17 protein-coding genes and 1 pseudogene are annotated in these 18,408 nt (G+C 34.8%); 16 read left to right on the plus strand and 2 right to left on the minus strand.

The window, feature by feature from the left end; translation table 11 throughout:
• The first annotated feature begins 84 nt into the window (after positions 1-84).
• The 15 genes and pseudogenes from ACHZK0_RS04735 to ACHZK0_RS04805 all read left to right on the plus strand — a co-directional run.
• The gene (locus ACHZK0_RS04735; protein ID WP_395761229.1) at positions 85-1,059 is read left to right on the plus strand and encodes a hypothetical protein; all 975 of its coding nucleotides are present in this window, start codon (positions 85-87) and stop codon (positions 1,057-1,059) included.
• Positions 1,059-1,727, plus strand: a complete 669-nt coding sequence (locus ACHZK0_RS04740) for a hypothetical protein (RefSeq protein WP_395761230.1) — start codon at positions 1,059-1,061, stop codon at positions 1,725-1,727. Before ACHZK0_RS04735 ends, ACHZK0_RS04740 begins: the two co-directional genes overlap by 1 nt.
• Before the next feature lie 743 nt (positions 1,728-2,470).
• On the plus strand, positions 2,471-4,087 hold the full coding sequence (locus ACHZK0_RS04745; RefSeq protein ID WP_395761231.1) for a DNA cytosine methyltransferase: 1,617 nt from the start codon (positions 2,471-2,473) through the stop codon (positions 4,085-4,087).
• Complete coding sequence (locus tag ACHZK0_RS04750) at positions 4,077-5,411, plus strand: hypothetical protein (RefSeq protein ID WP_395761232.1); 1,335 nt, start codon at positions 4,077-4,079, stop codon at positions 5,409-5,411. The genes ACHZK0_RS04745 and ACHZK0_RS04750 overlap by 11 nt, the downstream gene beginning before the upstream one ends.
• Positions 5,412-5,416: 5 nt before the next feature.
• A complete protein-coding gene (locus ACHZK0_RS04755) occupies positions 5,417-7,345 on the plus strand; it encodes a DEAD/DEAH box helicase (RefSeq protein WP_395761233.1) in 1,929 nt (642 codons plus the stop codon).
• Entirely contained in the window at positions 7,326-8,234 is a 909-nt protein-coding gene (locus tag ACHZK0_RS04760) for a DUF3883 domain-containing protein (protein ID WP_395761234.1), read from the plus strand. Before ACHZK0_RS04755 ends, ACHZK0_RS04760 begins: the two co-directional genes overlap by 20 nt.
• A gap of 276 nt (positions 8,235-8,510) precedes the next feature.
• Positions 8,511-8,849, plus strand: a complete 339-nt coding sequence (locus ACHZK0_RS04765) for a DUF4870 domain-containing protein (protein ID WP_395761235.1) — start codon at positions 8,511-8,513, stop codon at positions 8,847-8,849.
• A gap of 3 nt (positions 8,850-8,852) precedes the next feature.
• Positions 8,853-9,104, plus strand: a complete 252-nt coding sequence (locus ACHZK0_RS04770; protein ID WP_395761236.1) for a hypothetical protein — start codon at positions 8,853-8,855, stop codon at positions 9,102-9,104.
• An 8-nt stretch (positions 9,105-9,112) separates the two neighbouring features.
• Positions 9,113-9,856: a MerR family transcriptional regulator gene (locus ACHZK0_RS04775; protein WP_395761237.1), complete on the plus strand. Its 744-nt coding sequence runs from the start codon at positions 9,113-9,115 to the stop codon at positions 9,854-9,856.
• A gap of 53 nt (positions 9,857-9,909) precedes the next feature.
• Positions 9,910-10,236, plus strand: coding sequence for a phosphoribosyl-ATP pyrophosphohydrolase (locus ACHZK0_RS04780; protein WP_395761238.1), 327 nt, complete (start codon positions 9,910-9,912; stop codon positions 10,234-10,236).
• A 193-nt stretch (positions 10,237-10,429) separates the two neighbouring features.
• Positions 10,430-11,290: a DnaD domain-containing protein gene (locus tag ACHZK0_RS04785; protein ID WP_395761239.1), complete on the plus strand. Its 861-nt coding sequence runs from the start codon at positions 10,430-10,432 to the stop codon at positions 11,288-11,290.
• The gene (gene dnaB / locus ACHZK0_RS04790) at positions 11,287-12,576 is read left to right on the plus strand and encodes a replicative DNA helicase (protein ID WP_395761240.1); all 1,290 of its coding nucleotides are present in this window, start codon (positions 11,287-11,289) and stop codon (positions 12,574-12,576) included. Before ACHZK0_RS04785 ends, dnaB begins: the two co-directional genes overlap by 4 nt.
• 183 nt (positions 12,577-12,759) lie before the next feature.
• Positions 12,760-13,959 (plus strand): FAD-dependent monooxygenase, encoded by a 1,200-nt coding sequence (locus ACHZK0_RS04795; RefSeq protein ID WP_395761241.1) that lies wholly within the window; start codon positions 12,760-12,762, stop codon positions 13,957-13,959.
• A 136-nt stretch (positions 13,960-14,095) separates the two neighbouring features.
• The gene (locus ACHZK0_RS04800; protein ID WP_395761242.1) at positions 14,096-14,713 is read left to right on the plus strand and encodes a hypothetical protein; all 618 of its coding nucleotides are present in this window, start codon (positions 14,096-14,098) and stop codon (positions 14,711-14,713) included.
• A gap of 33 nt (positions 14,714-14,746) precedes the next feature.
• Positions 14,747-14,953 (plus strand): annotated as a pseudogene (locus ACHZK0_RS04805) (DnaB-like helicase C-terminal domain-containing protein); the annotation flags it as partial.
• Positions 14,954-15,041: 88 nt separating this feature from the next.
• Here ACHZK0_RS04805 and ACHZK0_RS04810 read toward each other — a convergent pair.
• The gene (locus ACHZK0_RS04810) at positions 15,042-15,827 is read right to left on the minus strand and encodes a TrmB family transcriptional regulator (RefSeq protein ID WP_395761243.1); all 786 of its coding nucleotides are present in this window, start codon (positions 15,825-15,827) and stop codon (positions 15,042-15,044) included.
• A 263-nt stretch (positions 15,828-16,090) separates the two neighbouring features.
• Between ACHZK0_RS04810 and ACHZK0_RS04815 the strand changes: the two genes are divergently transcribed.
• On the plus strand, positions 16,091-16,858 hold the full coding sequence (locus tag ACHZK0_RS04815; protein WP_395761244.1) for a TSUP family transporter: 768 nt from the start codon (positions 16,091-16,093) through the stop codon (positions 16,856-16,858).
• A 168-nt stretch (positions 16,859-17,026) separates the two neighbouring features.
• On the opposite strand, the gene ACHZK0_RS04820 is transcribed toward ACHZK0_RS04815, so the two are convergent.
• The gene (locus tag ACHZK0_RS04820) at positions 17,027-17,914 is read right to left on the minus strand and encodes a DMT family transporter (RefSeq protein WP_270606549.1); all 888 of its coding nucleotides are present in this window, start codon (positions 17,912-17,914) and stop codon (positions 17,027-17,029) included.
• Positions 17,915-18,408: the final 494 nt, after the last annotated feature.

An 18,408-nucleotide genomic window follows, 5' to 3' on the forward strand; every position in this document is an offset into this window, starting at 1 on the left:
TTGTTGTGTTGACAGTGGGAATGGGACGATTTAAACTTTTTATATAGGAAATAAATAGAAAATATACTCGATGGAGGTTTTTTTTTGTCAAGAACAATATTGTATTATAATATATTCCTTACAAGAAATGGCGTAAAAACAACTGTACCTGTAGAAGAACTTATTGATGCTATATATCCATTAGAGGATATTGAGAAGTTTTGGAATCAGAAAAAATTATCTTTTCTGTACTTAGGTATTATTGATTTTGAACACCCTTTGAACCGATTTAACAGATGTATTTCGGTTGCGAAATATAGAGACGCGTATAAACCGTACACTGGTCGAATTGGAACAAATATTGCAAACCCAATTAATGATGATGTAATTGAATTTACAAATTGCTTTTTTATCGGACGATTTCGCCAAGTTGCTATAGAGTATAACCACATTGGAAGTCGCCCGAATGAAATAGTAAATTATCTTTCTTCATTTTTACCGAAAGAGCCACAAAATTATTGGGATGCAATACTTGAACCAGTTGAAACATCTTTTGGTTTAACTGATATTCGAAATTCAGATAAAATCTATAGTATTGAATTTTCTATTGATTGTTCAGTTGAAACAGATTATGAAACTGAAAGCTTTTTTGGAAGTTTTATTGATAAAACGAGACAAAGTCATATGGAATTTGGTGCAAATGTAGCAACGGTTCGGTTTGGTAACGGGAGAAAAAGGATTAATATTATGGAAGCGCAGAGCCTTGTTAGGCGATTAACAGACCTGAATTTTGATGATGAAATTTTTGCTGCAATTAAAGTAGAATACGATTCACCTATGACTGGTAGGAAAGAGAAAGTGGATTTGAAGAACCAAAATATTCTAAAGAGTATTATCCTGCAAGGGGATAACGCAACCGGTTATGAATATATTTTGGATCAAATGGATATTCAATACAATCTTGAGAATAGACCGGGTTCTAATGCGTATCTGCGTTTCGAAAATGATTTAGAATATGCAGAGCTTCCTACTGTCATTCCTCATGTTCTTCCGGTAATTGAAACAGAGGCTGGAGCATAATGCTTAGCATACAAACAAGGGATAAATTGTACCTTGTTTATGAAAAATACTTTAACAATTTAGTTGCTTTACTTATTTTTAGTATTTCTAATATTTTTTATTGGTTAAACCGCTTTGGAATCGGAAGTGGTGATACAGTAACAGGGTTTTTAGTAGAGGACATATTGGTGCCGCGAGAAGGAACTTTAGGAACAATTGCTGCTGTATTTATAGGTATTTATTTTACGGTTTTTTCTATCCTTGGCACACTTAAGGCAGAGTCAACATTAACGATGTTACCGAAAAAAAAGTTCTTTAAATTAGTTGTTTTTCTTAGAAATGCATTTTTATGTGCATTTTTATATTTGTTATTTTCTATTAGTTACGCATCATTATCAGAAAGTTTAACAGGTTATCCAAAGCACGTACTGTATTTGTTCTTAGTGGTATTGTTTTGCTATATGTTTCTCTCGGCATTAAAAGTTGGCGTAGCATTATTTATCGTTTTTAATAAAGACCTTCAGAGTTTACATACTTTAATTAATGAGGAGAAGCAGGAGAAAGAGAAACAAAAGGTTATTTTTAAAAAGATGGAGAAATATCTTGACGATCAGGATGAAGTGAGGGCTCGTGTAAAGGCTATTGATATGAATGAAATTGCAAGACGAAAAAACCCTCCGAAAAAATGATGTTAACCGTATAAAAAGTATCAATTATTACTAAATAGGATTATAACGGAACTCTATTCTCTTCCATGTACCACAAATGGTGCGGGCAACTTGGTGAGGATAGAGTTCATATGTATGGAAAGGCAGTGTTTCTTCCTACTATAAAAAGTCGTTTGGGGATTTCTGGAGAATGATATGTTTAAGTACATAATATATTATACAAAAATAATTTGAAGCTTGTATGCGAGTTTCTTTGATAAAGGCATATACATAATTTTCAGGTGAAAGTAAGCGATGTACTTTCCTTTGATATAAATAAGGATATTTAAATTTTTTCTTGATTATTTGCTTTATTTTTTAATAAGATATTTTAAAAATGTCTCTCGGTAAAATGATTCTTCTTAGCCAATAATTTTTTACAGAGAAGAATCGGTTAAGATAGGTCATTATATTCTTTATAATGCATTTTACCCCGCAGGAAATTTGGCAAATTGAGTTAGTCTTTGGTATAATCTATAAGCATAAAAGAATTGTTCTTTTCGATTGAGTTGGTTGTGAAGGCTTAATTATATCAAAAGGGACGATTCTTTTTTTATGTGAAAAATCATAGGTAGAAAAATATAAAAAGTACAATTGCGATGAGGTTATAGAATACATTTCATTTGCATACTATGATTGGTAATTTAGTGAAGAGAAATTAAGTGAACTAAAGGTTTAATTATAAATAGATGAATAAATATTCGTAATAAGAAGGAGAAGTACAATTGAAAGTTATTGATTTGTTTTGCGGTGCTGGAGGATTTTCAGAAGGATTTGAGAGGGCTGGTTTTGAAATAGTTAGAGCTTATGACATTTGGGCACCTGCAATTCTGACACATAATCAAAACCATGGGAATGGTAAGCAGATTGCTTTTAAAGGGGATATTTATGAAATATCCATGTTAGAGGATGAGGAATTTGAAAAGTGGATACCAGATACAGAAGTTATAATTGGTTCACCGCCATGTATAGCTTTTTCAAATTCGAATAAATCAGGAAAAGCGGATAAGACTGAGGGAATCAAGCTAATTGAGGCTTTTCTGCGGATTGTTGCAAGAAAGATGAGCAAGCCTAATAGTAAATTAAAATATTGGGTTATGGAAAATGTGGAAAACTCTTTAGGATTTGTAGAAGATGAGTATACAGCTAAGGAGTTAAGCTGGCCTGAATTAGGAGATTTCATATTAAAGGTTCCTCAAAAAAGAATATTTAATATGAAATATTTTGGGGTTCCTACAAATCGAAAGCGTTCTATATGTGGTTTGTATCCAGATTTACAAGAATTAAATGGAGAGAAGGATATAATTACTTTAGGAGAAGTTCAAAAAGCTTTAGGTAAACCAACTCCTCTAAGCTACACTAATTCTTCTGAAATAGTTAAAGATCCTATTTATGGAATTGAAATGCTTAGTAAAGAACTAACAGATCATCATTATGTTAAAGAAGTGCCTTATTTTGAATGGATAAAAGCCAAGCGCCAAAAACGCGATAAGGGCTATATGGGAAAAATGGCATTTCCTGAGAATAAAGATAAACCTGCGAGAACAATTATGGCCACCTTGTCGGGATCTTCTAGAGAATCCATGATATTTAATTTAGAAGGTTCTGAAGAAAGATACAGGTTCCCAACTATTCGAGAAGTAGCGACATTAATGTCGTTCCCTATCGATTTTCGATTTTACGGGGATAGTGATTCTGTAAAATATAGAATGATTGGCAATGCAGTAACTCCAAAATTTTCTTACGAAATAGCAAAGGTTATTCGTGGGAATTTAAATTACCAAATGTCTAACGATAGATTTTCAGTCCGAAAAAAATTTAATAAGGATATACTATTTACGAATTTAAATGGGACTGTTTTTGATTTAAAGAAAGAAAAACCAAAAAAGTTTGAATCGAAGTATAGTTATCATGTACCATATATTATAGAGAAATCTTACAGAGTTGGTTTAGAAAACCAATTTTCTGATGGGACTGTTCATTGGAAAACAAAAATTCATTATTCTCAGGGGAAAAATGCCAAAGTATATGAAGATATTTTCGTGAATTTATGTTTATATGAGCCAGAAGAAATATTAAAAATCACTAAATTTATAAAAGAATATATTAGAGAAGCTCACTCTTTCGACAATATCCAAGTCCAATATTGTAAAACTGTCGATGATAGAGATGGTATTGGACCGGATGAATTATTACAAGCTATTAAGGGCTTTATAGAATCAAATAATCAATTCGATAGATTTGTGTTTATCAAGGAAATAGGTAAAGAAATTTCTATGAAAATTGTTACATCATACTATCTGTTAGAAAATATTTTAAAGGGGATTGAAGATGGTAACTAAAACAAAGGCATTAAGTGAAGATTTAAGAATAGAGAAGCTAAATGAAATTAAAAAGAATGAACCAATTATGACCGGTGTTAAGCTATTTTATAAGGGGCAAGAAAGAATATTTAATGTTTACCAAATACCTTTGGAATATTTGGTTTATAATCCTTATAACGGAAGAATAGGTACGAAAGTAAAAACATTTGAAGTAACTTCTCATAAGTTAAATCCTGAAAATCAGAATGACATTTCTATTATCGAACAATTTTTGTGGGATTCAAAGCATGATAGAAACAAGAAAACTTTAAAAAGTCTTTTGAAAATCGGTCAGCAGGAATATGGAATTGTAACTAAAAATGGTTATATAATTGATGGGAATCGTAGAGCCTCTCTTTTAAATAAGATAAATAATAATAAAGAGGAATATAGTAAAAATTATGATGTAAGACCTTGCAGTTACTTTAATGCTATTATTCTTGATGATAATGTTGGTCAAAAGGAAATTCTTCAGCTTGAAACTATGTATCAAATGGGACGTGAGGAAAAGCTGGATTATAACGCTACTGAGAAATATTTGAAATGCCAACAGTTAAAAGAAGTGGGATATTCAATTGAAGATATAGCAGATATGATGGGCGAAGGAAGTTCTAAGAATATCCAGAAGTATTTGGATATATTAGAGTTAATGGATCAGTATCTAGATTACTATGGCTATAATAATATGTATGCAATGTTGGATAAACGAGAGGGACAGTTTGTAGATTTAAATAATTATGAAAAAGCATATAGAAATCGAAGTGGAAACGCAAAAACGAACTGGAATCCTCAAGATGATGATATTTCTGAAATGCTGCAAATTAGTTTTGATTACATCCGTGCACAATATGAGGGGAAAGAATTTAGAAATATAGCTAAAAATGGGAAGTCAACGGTTCCTCAAAGTTTTTTTGCTTCCCAAAAACTTTGGCAAGAATTTAGAGATAAACATTTTGAGAATGTTGAAACAATTATAGAAGATCCTATTGACGCGTTTTTATCAAGAGCGAATAATGATGAAGAAATAATTGATAGCTTAACTGAACGTGATGAAGAATGGACAAAGAAAGTTATTAATCCTATAAAAGAAAATTTAAAATACAGTAAAAGTAAGTTAGATAATATTCAAGAAGCTGACAAACCATTAACATTGTTAGAAAGAGCTAAAAATGCATTGTTAGAAATTGATGAACATCAGGAAAGTTTATATAGTGAAGATGTACTAGCAACAATTAAAGAAATAAATAATTTAGCTTATACCCTTTCTAAAACAGTTAAAAAACAGCTAAATCAGACGGTGTAAATAATATGGAAAATTTAAAAATTAATTCTCTTAAAGAAAGTTATTTATTATCGGGTGAAGATACTAAAAAGCTTAATAAACGTATCATATTCCATTTAAAAAGAGCTTTTGATGCAATTGAGACTGAAAAAGGTCTTGAAATCCCAAAAAATAATGAAAACGTTATTTCTGAATTGAATGATTATTTATCTAAAAAACAAATTAGTTTACTTTTAGATACAGAAGCAGATCATAAATTAGTTAATCTGTATAAAGAAGAAATGGATTTTAAAGATTTTTCAAATAAAGCAAAAGATATTTGGAATAGAAATGTAAATGAAGATGAATTTCGGAAATTCTGCGAATTATTAGAGGGGAGTTTGGAACGTACTTTATACCCATTGCAGTTGTTGGCCGCATATCACTTAGCTTTTTCTCAGAATGCTTGTAATTTTTCAGTTCCGGGAGCTGGTAAAACAAGCATAGTCTATGGGGCATATAGTTATTTAAATTCACTAGATATAACACATAAACAATTTGTAAATAAAGTACTTGTGATAGGACCACTAAGTTCCTTTGGCCCATGGGAAAATGAATTTAAAGATTGTTTTGGAAGAGCACCTGAAGTGAAGAGACTTTCAGGTGGGAACCTTTCAAGTGAATTAAGAAAAAGATATTTTTTTAGTAGAGATACTGCTGAATTAACTTTAATTTCATATCAAGGTATTATTAATCAAAAGAAAAATTTAGAATTCTTTTTAAAAAATAATGACGTAATGATTGTACTTGATGAAGCGCATAAAATAAAAAATACAGATGGAGGCAGTATAGCTGAAACTATACTAGAGTTGGCTCCGTTAGCTAAAGGTAGGGTAATTTTAACGGGAACGCCTGCTCCTAACGGATATAGGGACTTATATAATTTATTTAAATTTATTTGGCCTAATAAAGAATTAATAAATTATAGTTTAAATCAATTGGATGATATGACAGAGAATCCTCGAGACCCTAGAATACAGATGTTAATTGATGATATTTCTCCATATTTTGTGAGAATCAAAAAGAAAGATTTAGGTTTGCCTGATAAAGTGGAAAATCCACCTATTGTGGTACCCATGGATAGTACTCAAAAATTAATCTATGAGACCCTAGAACAAAAGACTATTAAGGATTTAGTTGATAATGACGTAGGTCTAGTAGATGAGTTTAAAAAAGCTAAAATCATTAGGCTAATGCAAGCAGCAAGTAACCCATACTTATTATTAAAGCCGATTCAAGAGGGAATTTCAGGTGTAGATTATTCTCCAAAAACATTTGATGAAGAATTAATTAATACCTTAATTAACTATGAGCGAACAAATTCAATTCCTCCTAAATTTGATGCTGCTTTAAAATTAATTCAAGATTTAATTAGAAGAGAGGAGAAGGTAATTGTTTGGGCTATTTATATAGATACTGTTGAAAGGTTTTCGGATTATCTTTTAGAAAACGGAATAGAATGTAAAATCTTGTATGGGAAAACTAAGGTAGAATCAGAAGGTTTAGATGAGGCTGTGGAAACTAGGGAGAAAATAATTAGGGATTTCCATAATGATGAATCTGAGTTCAAAGTCATCATTGCGAATCCTTTTGCTGTAGCAGAATCTATTTCTTTACATAAAGCTTGCCACAATGCAATTTATTTAGAACGAAACTTTGATGGGGCAAGATACGTTCAATCTAAAGATAGGATACATCGTTATGGATTAGGTATGAACACTATAACAAATTACTACTATCTAATAACCGAAAATTCGATTGATGAAGTGATAGATGGCAGGCTGATTGAAAAAGAAAATTTAATGATTCGTGTAACTGAAAACTCTGACATACCTTTATTCCAAATATTGGATGAAGAAATTGATAAAAGTGATATTAAGGCGTTGATTGAAAACTATGTTAGCAAAAATCGTTAACTGTCGGGCATATGCTGATGTGCATAAGTGTATAATGGTGCTAAATGTTTTAAAGTCAGAATATAGGTCTTTTCAAGAATTGCATACATATTTTTCAAATGACATAGTGATAAATATGAATTTGGAGGATACCTTAAGGTTATTTGAGGTGTTAGGATATCTTCTCATTATTGAAGAAAATGATATTAAGAAGTATAAGGTTATAGACACTGAGTATAGTCATAGCTTTATAATAAAAGATATTTTAAATTTATTAATTAAAAATAAGATGTGTGAATTACATAGGGTTGATTTTGATTTTTATATTAAAATCAATCAAGAGTTCTATGCACTTCGAAATTTATTATTACTCTCAGAATCTATAAGGAAGTCTCAAATAAAGAAATTTTATCGGATTGATGGTAGTTATTCAGATTACTTGCAAAAATTCTCGCGGAAAATTAGCAAGGAGCAACTCTTAAAGCAATTAGAAAAGCAAAATGAGCTAGGGGAGCAAGCTGAAAAGTATGTTTTAAAAATAGAACGTAGAAGATTTAATTTTTCACGTGAAATTAGGCATGTCGCGCTTGATGATAATAATATTGGATATGACATAATGTCTTTTATAGATGATAAAAGTGATGAGTATGATAAATTTATTGAGGTTAAATGTTATTCAGATTATGTAAATAGGTTTTTTATAAGCAGAAATGAAATAGAACAATCTAAGAAATTAGGACAGAATTATTTTTTGTATCTTGTTGAAGCCAAATTTGATTCTCCTCCGGTCGTTATTCAAGATCCTTACAAATTTATATTTAGTAACTCGGAAATAGCTTATGAAATTGAAAATATTAGTTATAATATTAATCAACTTATTGAAAAACATAACTGTTTTTCAATAAGTTGATGGTTAAAAGGAATCTTAGTGAATTTACTAAGGTTCTTTTATTATTTTAATAGTATTATCTCATTGTGTGAGAGGGGTGGATTCTATATTGAAGAGAAAGATTAAAACGAAGATAATTCTTTATAAAAGTAAGTGGTGTTCTTCTAAACTAGATATAAGATTTATAACTGTGTATAATAGATTCAAAAAATACATATATTCTCCCTTGCACCTCCCCCAACGTCACCCCCTAACCTAAAGAAGACAAATCAAAAAAGGGGGGGGACCAAACCACTCATGAAAACCACTACAAAAGAAAAAAGAAATACCATCATCATGCTATTACTTTCAGCCGTAATAGGAATCTTTTCACCACTACTCATGTACATTACACTGGCACGTAAAAATGAAGTGTACAAATACCATTGCCGAAAGGCCTTCAACTTTCACTTGTTAATTTTTCTTCTATTTAATATTAGTTCGCGTATTAGTGATGTTTTATTTTGGATCGTATTTGTTTTTGAGGTCGTTCAAGTGATCATTGTTGCGTGGAAAGTAATACGCGATGAACCATATCGTTATTTCATTCGAATTCCGTTATTTAAAGAAGATAAGTATGGAATGGAAGGAGAATAGGTGATGAAACAAGAAATGGAAATAAAGAGAAAGCGAATTTTTATTATGATTGCAGTGTTGTTTATTGCGATTTATATTGTTTTACGAAAAAGAAAGTATGAGTACTTTTATGATGGGATTAGTGAGTATGAAAATCGTTATAGAGGGAATGTTCCTTTTGTATTGCTTGTTGTAGGTTTGTTTCAATATTGTAGGCAGAATGAGATGAGTTTTTCTCATATGCTTCAGTATGTGAAAGAGAAGTTAGCGGAGTAGGTGATGGTATGGCGTGGATGATTAGTGAGTTTGCAAGTGTTGGGGATGTTACGGTGCGGACGCTTCGTTATTATGACAAGATTAATTTATTAAAGCCGAGCGATTATACGGAGGGCGGGCATCGGTTATATACGAAAGATGATTTGTATGTGCTGCAGCAAATTCAATCGTTTAAGCATCTCGGCTTTTCGCTTGGGGAAATTCAAAATATTATATTGCAGCGTGATATAGAGACGGAAGAATTTTTAAGACAAATATATTTTCAAAGAGAATTACTTTTGGCGGAGCAAGAAAGAATTGCAAAGGTACTTTCGCATATGGATGAGATGACGAAGAAGTTTCAAAAGGAAGAACGAGTGGATGTTGCTTTGTTTTCTTCTTTTCTGCAAACTTTTATATGGGAGAAAGAAAATAAAGAATGGTTAGAGGAACACTTTTCAAATGAGTGTGTTCAAGCATTTTATAATAATAAGGAATTAAAAGAAAAGTTTGATCGGCGATTTATGGATGTGATAGGGAAGATGAAAAAGTATAAGGAAGAAGAGAAGGATCCGAGTCATCATGACGTTCAAGTTAGCTTGAAAGAATTTTTCAATGTAATAGAAGAGGTAACGAACTATCTTGATACACCTCAAAGTGATATAGAGGATATAATCCAAAAATCAAACCTCCCGCTATCCGAATTCCCAACGCTCTTCACAACCGAAGAAGAAAACTATATAAAAGAAGCAATGCAGCAGTTTAACCCCTAGTTAAACTGCTTTTCCATTATAATAGAAGAAAAACCAAACGGAGGGAAAACCCCATGCCAACCTACAACAAACTAATCAGAAACAAAATTCCACAAATAATACAATCCAACGGAAAAACACCCACAACAAGAATCCTACCCGAAGACGAATACATAAAAGAAATCTGCAAGAAAACACAAGAAGAACTAACCGAATACCTCGAAGCAACAACGAAAGAACATAAACTAGAAGAACTATCCGACCTACTAGAACTAATAAACGCCCTATCCGAACACGAAGGCACAACCCTAGAAGAAATCAACAACATCCGAAAAAAGAAAGCAGAAGAACGAGGTGGCTTTTCAGATCGAGTGTTTCTAATCGAAGTAACCGATAACTAGCCCCTCCTAAGCCCCTTACAAGCCCCTACCAAGTAATAAATCACTAAGAAAAAACACAACAAAACAAAAACACCAACAAACACCGTAGTAGGAGTCGAAAAAAATTTTGAAATAACACGCCAAAAACCCGGCCATCCTCCCATATATATTATGAAGAGGTTTTCACTTTTGAACGGAGACGGGAGGAATTAGGATGGCGGTGTATCGTACTGTGCAGGTGAATTTTTGGCAGGATGATTTTGTTTTGGATTTGACGCCGGAGGAGCGGTATTTTTATGTTTATTTGTTAACTTGTTCGAAGACGACGCAGTGTGGGATTTTTCCTTTTCCGAAGCGGTTAGCTGAGATGGAGACGGGTTATAATCGGGAGACTGTTGATAAGCTTGTGCAGCGCTTCATTGATTATGGGAAGATTCTTTATGATGCGGAGACACGGGAGTTATTCGTTTTAAATTGGCTTCGTTATAATCCGGTGACGAATACGAATGTGGAGAAGTGTGTGCTTCGAGAGCTTAAGGGTGTGAAGAATAAGGAGTTTGTACATATGTTTCTTCAGAAGTGCGTAGAGGAGGAGCTGAATGTTCCTATGCTTTTAGCGCATTTCGGTATGCCGAGTGATTTGGCTGTGGATGATGTAGAGCCGGTTTGTGAGGAGACAGAGGAAGAAGAGGTTGTAGAGGAAGAAACGGGAAGTCGCGTGTTTTCTTTTTATGAGCAACATTTTGGTAGTTTGTCTCCGCATACGGTGGAGGAACTGAGTGCGTGGATGGAAGATTTGTCAGAGGAGCTTGTGCTGAAGGCTCTTCAAATTGCGTTTGAGAATAATAAGCGGACGGTTGCTTATGTGAAGGGGATTTTGAGAGGTTGGCACGGGAAAGGATTTACGAAAGTATGTGAGGTTGAGGCGGATACGACGAGCTTTAGGAAGAAGGAGACGTCTGTTAGTACGGGGGAGACGGAGGAGTTTTTGGCGAGGTGTGAGGAGTGGGAGAAGAATGCGCCGTCTGAGGAAGAGTTGCAGCGCTTTTTAGCGGAGCGCGGGTGGCGGCCATGAGTATTCAAAATGTAGAGGCGGAAAAGACGGTGTTAGGTTCTCTACTAATTGATGGAGAGCTTATTAAGGAGTGCCGTTTGACGGAGCAGTATTTTTCCCTATCAGTGCACAAGTCTATATTTCGGTTAATGCGAAAAATGGAAGAAGAGGGGCAACCGATTGATCTTGTGACGTTCATTTCTAGGGTAGATCCGAAGTTTTTAGAGGGGGTCGGGGGAATGGAGTATTTTATAGGGTTAATGGATGGTGTGCCTACAACTGCCAACTTCTCTTATTATGAGGGGCTTGTTCGAGGTGCCTGGAAAATGTATCAGGCGGGTGTTCTCGGGCACAAGATGGGAGAGCGTCTTATTGCGGAGAAGAATGAGAAAATTATTGGTGAGACAATTACGGCACTTTGTGAGTTAGAGGAAAAGGACTGTGTATGTGAGTTTGATTTGAAGGATGCGCTAGTTGATTTATATGAAGAGCTTCATCAAGATGCGAAAGAGATTACGGGTATTGAGACTGGTTATACATCGCTAAATAAAATGACGTGCGGATTGCAGGAAGGAGATTTCGTCGTTCTTGGTGCGCGTCCTTCTATGGGGAAGACTGCGTTTGCGCTAAATGTTGGACTGCGTGCGGCGAAGTCTGGAGCGGCGGTTGGATTGTTTTCGTTGGAGATGAGTAGTAAGCAATTGTTAAAAAGAATGGCGTCTTGCGTAGGGGAAGTATCAGGAGGCAGACTAAAAAATCCGAAGCACCGTTTTGCGATGGAAGACTGGGAAAGGGTGAGTAAGGCGTTTGCGGAGATTGGTGAGTTGCCACTTGAGATTTATGACAATGCAGGCGTTATGGTGCAAGATATTTGGGTGCAAACTCGTAAGTTAAAGAGGAAGCACGGTGATAAGAAGCTTTTAGTTATTGTAGATTACTTGCAGCTTATTACGGGCGATCCGAAGCATAAGGGCAATCGATTTCAGGAAATTAGTGAGATTTCGCGTAAGCTTAAGTTATTAGCGCGTGAATTAAATGTTTGTGTAGTAGCGTTGTCGCAATTATCTCGTTCTGTAGAGTCACGTCAAGATAAGCGACCTCTTTTATCTGACCTAAGAGAGACAGGACAAATTGAGCAAGATGCGGATGTTATTATGCTTATGTATCGCGAAGATTATTACGATAAGGAAACGATGCAGAAAGAGATGACGGAGATTCATGTGGCGAAGCATCGGAATGGGCCTGTGGGGAGTTTTAAGCTGAGGTTTTTGAAGGAGTTTGGGCGGTTTGTGGAGATGGGGAATTAAGTGTTGGGAAAATAGTCAATTTGTAATAAAGTTTGATCAAATGTCCTATATTGATAGGCAGGTTTTTTACCTTTCCAGCAAGCGGGTTATTTGTTGAATAGTTCAATACCTATTATTTTGTTGCGGTGAATATACTGGAGGGTATGTTAAGACTTTCATTAGGATAGGAGTGAATAAGTAATTATGAAAAAAGCGATACGCGTCCTTATTTCTGGTGCGAGCATTACCGGTCCGGCACTCGCTTACTGGCTTCATCGTTATGGCTTCGACGTGACTGTAGTAGAACGCGCACCTGCATTGCGCTCTGGTGGATATGGGGTTGATATTCGTGGTGTAGCTGTTACGGTGCTTGGACAGATGGGTATACTCGATCAAGTCCGTGCAGCTGATACAAACATGACCGGTGTGTACTTCGTGAACAGCAAAGGTGATGTTGAAGGTCAATTAAGTGAAGCGGGTTTCGCGAACCAGCATGGTGTGGACATCGAAATCATGCGTGATGATTTGAGTAATATTTTGTACGATTTAACTAAGGATACAATTAAGTACATTTGGAGTGAGTCAATTACTGCTATACATGAAACTGAAGATGGTGTAGAAGTCCAATTTATTCATGAAAAGCCACAGACGTTTGATCTGGTTATCGGTGCGGACGGGCTGCATTCTAATGTGAGGTCCCTGACTTTTGGTGATGAAGCACAGTTTAAACGTACACTTGGTTGTTATATTTCGATTTTCACCCTCGAGAATTACCTCAACCTTGACCACCGCGTAATGCTTTATACAATGCCAGGCAAAACTGTGGGTATGTATAGCGCTCGTGGTAATACAGAGGCAAAAGGTATGTTCCTGTTCCAATCGGAGGCACTGGAGTACGACCGCTATGATGAAGAATCTCAAAGAAAACTTGTAGAAAATGCATTTGTAGGCCATACAGAAGACTGGGAAACTTCACACATACTTAAAACTATGAAAGAGGCGGATGACTTTTATTTTGATGAGATTTGTCAAATTCACATGCCAACATGGTCAAAAGGTCGAATTACATTGGTAGGTGATGCGGCATATGGTCCATCACCTCTATCAGGGCAAGGTACTAGTCTAGCGCTTGTCGGAGCTTATGTATTAGCAGGCGAACTAAAAAATGCGCGTGGTGATCATTCCCGTGCCTATGTTGCTTATGAGCAAGAGATGAGAAAGTTTGTTGAGAAGAATCAAAAAATAGGGAAACTAGCTGCTGGGAGCATGGTTGAAAAATCGAGCTTTAAAATCTTTCTGCGCAATTTCATGTTACGAGTACCAATCCTTATGGTCGTACAGTTTAAGATAATCTCGAAAATGGTAGCGAAAGCCGCTAACGGGATCGAGCTAAAAGACTATTGATATGAATATGTAAGAAAAGAGCTTTGTCTCCATGATTTATATTACCGCACAAGATTGATTGTAATAACTGTTTCTAGTTAAAAGACTGAAAAATCAATAAAAATAAATGAAAAAATTATTGGATAGGGGGAAGTTTATGGGGGATTACTCGAATAAGTCAGATGAAGAGCTAGAACGGTTATATTACGAAGGGAATACACGTGCAAGTCGAGAGGCAGAAAATAATTTATATGACAGAGGGTATACATTAGATCCTGATAGCGATACATGGGATGTAGGATTGAAACAAAACGATACTCATTCAGTAGGGATTCCAATACCTACTGGACAATGGACATTTTTTTTAGTTTTAGCTATTTTAATAGCCGGTTTAATAGCTTTTTTCATCGGTGGATTTCTTGTTATTGCGTATGCGGTTGAATATGCTACATATATTTATATAGGCTTTGTTATATCATTTATACTCATGTATGTAACGAAAGGTAGTTCTAGATTTATGAATTTTTTATTCTATTTAGGGTGTTTAGCTCTAGCCACTAGGTTATTTACTAATGTTATTGAACTGTTTGAAAATGTAGATTATGTCACTTTTATAATGAGAGATACTGATGGATTAGGGGTTATTATTAAATACGGAATTATATATATTATATACGCAGCTATTATCCCCTTATTGTTAATGAAGGTAATAACGGCAATTGTAAGAAAAACAAAATTAAAATCTAATAATAACAATTCTACATTAAATGTTTGAAAAAGAGGTGTCACATAGAGTTATAAGGTGACACCTCTTTTATTTGATCTAAGAGAAACAGGACAAATTGAGCAAGATGCGGATGTCATTATGCTTATGTATCGCGAAGATTATTACGATAAGGAAACGAAGCAGAAAGAGATGACGGAGATTCATGTGGCAAAGCATCAGAATGGACCTGTGGGGAGTTTTAAGTTGAGATTTTTGAAAGAGTTTGGGCAGTTTGTGGAGGAGAAATAGTGAAAAGATTTGGGTATCACTTTGCATATAAAATAAAGCATAAGTTTTCCATTGAATTCACTTATGCTTTATTTTTTGAATATGTTTGTTATTTCCCCATAAAGAAAGCTCTTCTCTCTGCAGTAATCCATTGCTCCAAATCGTCTTGGCTACGTCGGACAAGTCGGTTCACTAACACATCATGCCATACATAATCCTCTAATAGGTATATATGAACTGGATCATCTGTATAAAAAGCAACATTACGCTCTTCAAGTGATGGTCCATAAATCATCTCTTTAGAATCTATGGATAAAATAAACCAATGTTCTGTAGAACGGGTTTCTGTATAGGGTGTGATACGATGGGCTTCTAAATTTTTAATTGGATTTTCAACATGCAGGGTAATACCTTGTACTGTGACTTTATCAGCTACCTCAGCTAGATCCTCTTTTAACGCTTCATACATTTCATCCCACATCGAGATGACAATACGTTGTTCTGCTTTTTTTATTAATGTCTGACAGTAGCTAATGATTGTTTGATTGTCTTTTAAAGTAATTACTCGATTATCCGTTTTTTCCTCAGAAGTTTCTAGTTTTTTTAATGAATCACTTATTCCTTCGTAAGTAGACTGCCATTCTGATTGCGCCTTCTGTAAAAAGATTTCAACAGGTAGAGGTGAATAGCGGGTAGTGTCATTTATTTCTTCCTTCATGACAATTCCTTTTTCTACAAGGTTACTTAAAATCTCATAAATTCGCGCTCTTGGGACACCTGAGTCCTTACTCACTTGGTAGGCTGTGACAGGCCCCTGTTTAACAAGAGATACATAAGATTTAGCTTCATATTCATTAAAACCCATTTTTTTAAGCTGTTGCACTATGTAGTCCACTTTTTTCGTCCTCCGATGTTTGCTTTTATCCCGCTTTAACGGGCAGTAAGATCCCACCTCAAAATTCGGCGGAAGCAAAGAAGTTAGGTGGGGGATCTACTGCCCGTAAAAGCCCGATTGGTGAGGGCTGATAATCAGTGGGGATGAACAAACCCCCCCCACTGATTAAAGTTTCACTTTATATTTTAACGTTACAATAACTCTTTACATTTAGCAAATTCATAGTTACTATTACGATAGTGACTAAAGGGGAGGCTACTAATATGGATTTTTATTTAGACCCATCTGTATTAATGATTTTGATTGTTTTTGGGTTTGTGGCTGCATTTATTGATTCAGTTGTAGGTGGTGGCGGACTCATCGCCTTACCAGCTTTATTATTTACAGGATTGAATCCAGCAAGTGCAGTAGCCACAAATAAGCTAGCATCGACGATGGGAAGTGCAACTAGTAATATTGTGTTTTATCGTTCTGGTAATCTTGATTTGAAATCGGCGTTTAAATTAGTTCCACTCACTTTCATAGGTTCCATAATAGGGGCATGGACCGTTCATTTAATGAACCCAGAAGTACTGAAGCCATTGATGCTGATTATGCTTGGTGTGGTCGCTATTTATACGATATTCAAAAAGGATTGGGGTAGTATTTCCACTCATAAGAAATTGTCTGGTCGACACGTCATTATTTTTACTTTTTTTGTTTTTACTATTGGTTTTTATGATGGATTTCTAGGTCCTGGCACAGGTTCGTTTTTAATGTTTTCTCTTTTATTTATTGGGTATGATTTTTTAAAAGCAGCAGGTAATGCGAAGCTTCTTAATTTAGGAAGTAATGTTGGTGCGTTGTTGATGTTTATGTATGTAGGGCAAGTGAACTATGCGTATGGTTTTATAATGGGAATTGCTCAAATTGCTGGAGGGGTTGTTGGCTCCAAGTTTGCTATAAAAAAAGGAAGCGGGTATGTTCGTGCTCTTTTCATTACAGTAACTTGTTTATTGTTAGCGAAAAATTTGTATGACTATGTGCAGTAAGTAATGTAGAAAAGGTTAACTATGCAGGCTACATAAATATAATAATTCCTTGTAACATATTTTAGATGCTACCTTATTCGAAGGTAGCATCTAAAAAATTAAGGTAAGAGGGTGAAAATAATACAAACGAATATTTTCGGGGTATGTTTATGTACTTTAGCGAAATAACTATTCCATATTTTTCTTGTAATTAGGCCGCAATACACTCTTAAAATCCACCTCAGCAATCAATACACTCACTAATATAAGTGTCGCGCCTAAGTATCCTTTCCCAGTAAGTGTTTCACCTGTGAAAACGAAAGCGAAGCCTGCGGAAAAGACAGGTTCTAATGAGAAGATAAGCCCTGTATGTGTAGGCGTCGTATATTGCTGGGCGATAACTTGCACGATGAAAGCGACTGCGGTGCAAAATATGCTTAAGGCTAAGATGATGAGCCATGAGTTGGTTGTGCTAGGAAGCTTTGGTGTTTCGATAATGAATGAAAAAATAAGGCTAAATAGGCCGACGAAACCGAGTTGCACTACTCCAAGTGCAATGGAGTTCACATGTTTTGTTACGCTGCCAGTAATGATGACGTGAATGGCATAAAATAAGGCAGATAGTATGCAAAATATATCGCCGTTACCGATCTTGAATTCGCTCGTTAATGTTAATAAGCCGATTCCTATTATCGTTAAAAAGATTCCTACTACCACTTTCTTTTCCGGAATGTGTTTTAAAAATATAGCTGATAATATCGGAATGAAAATGACTGTGAGACATAGTAAGAAACCAGCATTAGAAACACTCGTATACTTTGTGCCGAAAGTCGCGAAAATGTAAACGATAAATAAGACAGAAGCGAGTATAAATGCATATTTTACAGTTTTAAAATCAATTTTGAATAAATGTTTGTAAAATATTAAACCTGATAAAAGAAAGGCGATAATAAATCGTAATGCGATTAAGTTGTATTCTTCTATGCCTTCGAGTCCAACCTTTGTAAGTAAGATGGATGCACCCCAAAAGAATGTAACTAGTAGTAGCCCTAAATCCGCTTTTAATTGTAGTTTCATTTCTATTCCCTCGTTATGTATAAATTTTATAATCCCATACCCCTATCCCCATTTTATATTTTAATATTAATTCTGAATATTTGTAACTTAAATTTATCGACGGTTTTTTCTCCATAATGAAGAAGCTATTTAAAAATTCCTATCTAACAACATCCGAAGCTGCTTTGCAACAACTTCGGCCAGATGAACATGTATCAGGTCAGCGTATGAACAAAGTGGATGATGCGAGTTAAGAAGGTGGGGTATTCCCGTTCAGTTGTTGAAAGTTCGGATTTGAAGAAGGGTGGTATGTGAGTTGCTAAAGTGAATAAAAATAATGAAACAAGGACCCAATTTCTCTATTTTTTATGGAGAAATTGTTTTTTTTCGTTTTGAAATCATTATGAGAAATTTCTTATATATTTCTCATATATTCATCATGCTTCCTTCATTTTCTTCTCACGTCTACGTTTTACAATCGTATGTATCAAAGGTAAAGGGAGGTCATACATTTT

Origin of the sequence: Bacillus sp. 3G2 (genome assembly GCF_044324725.1) — a bacterium.
Lineage (GTDB): Bacteria > Bacillota > Bacilli > Bacillales > Bacillaceae_G > Bacillus_A > Bacillus_A mobilis.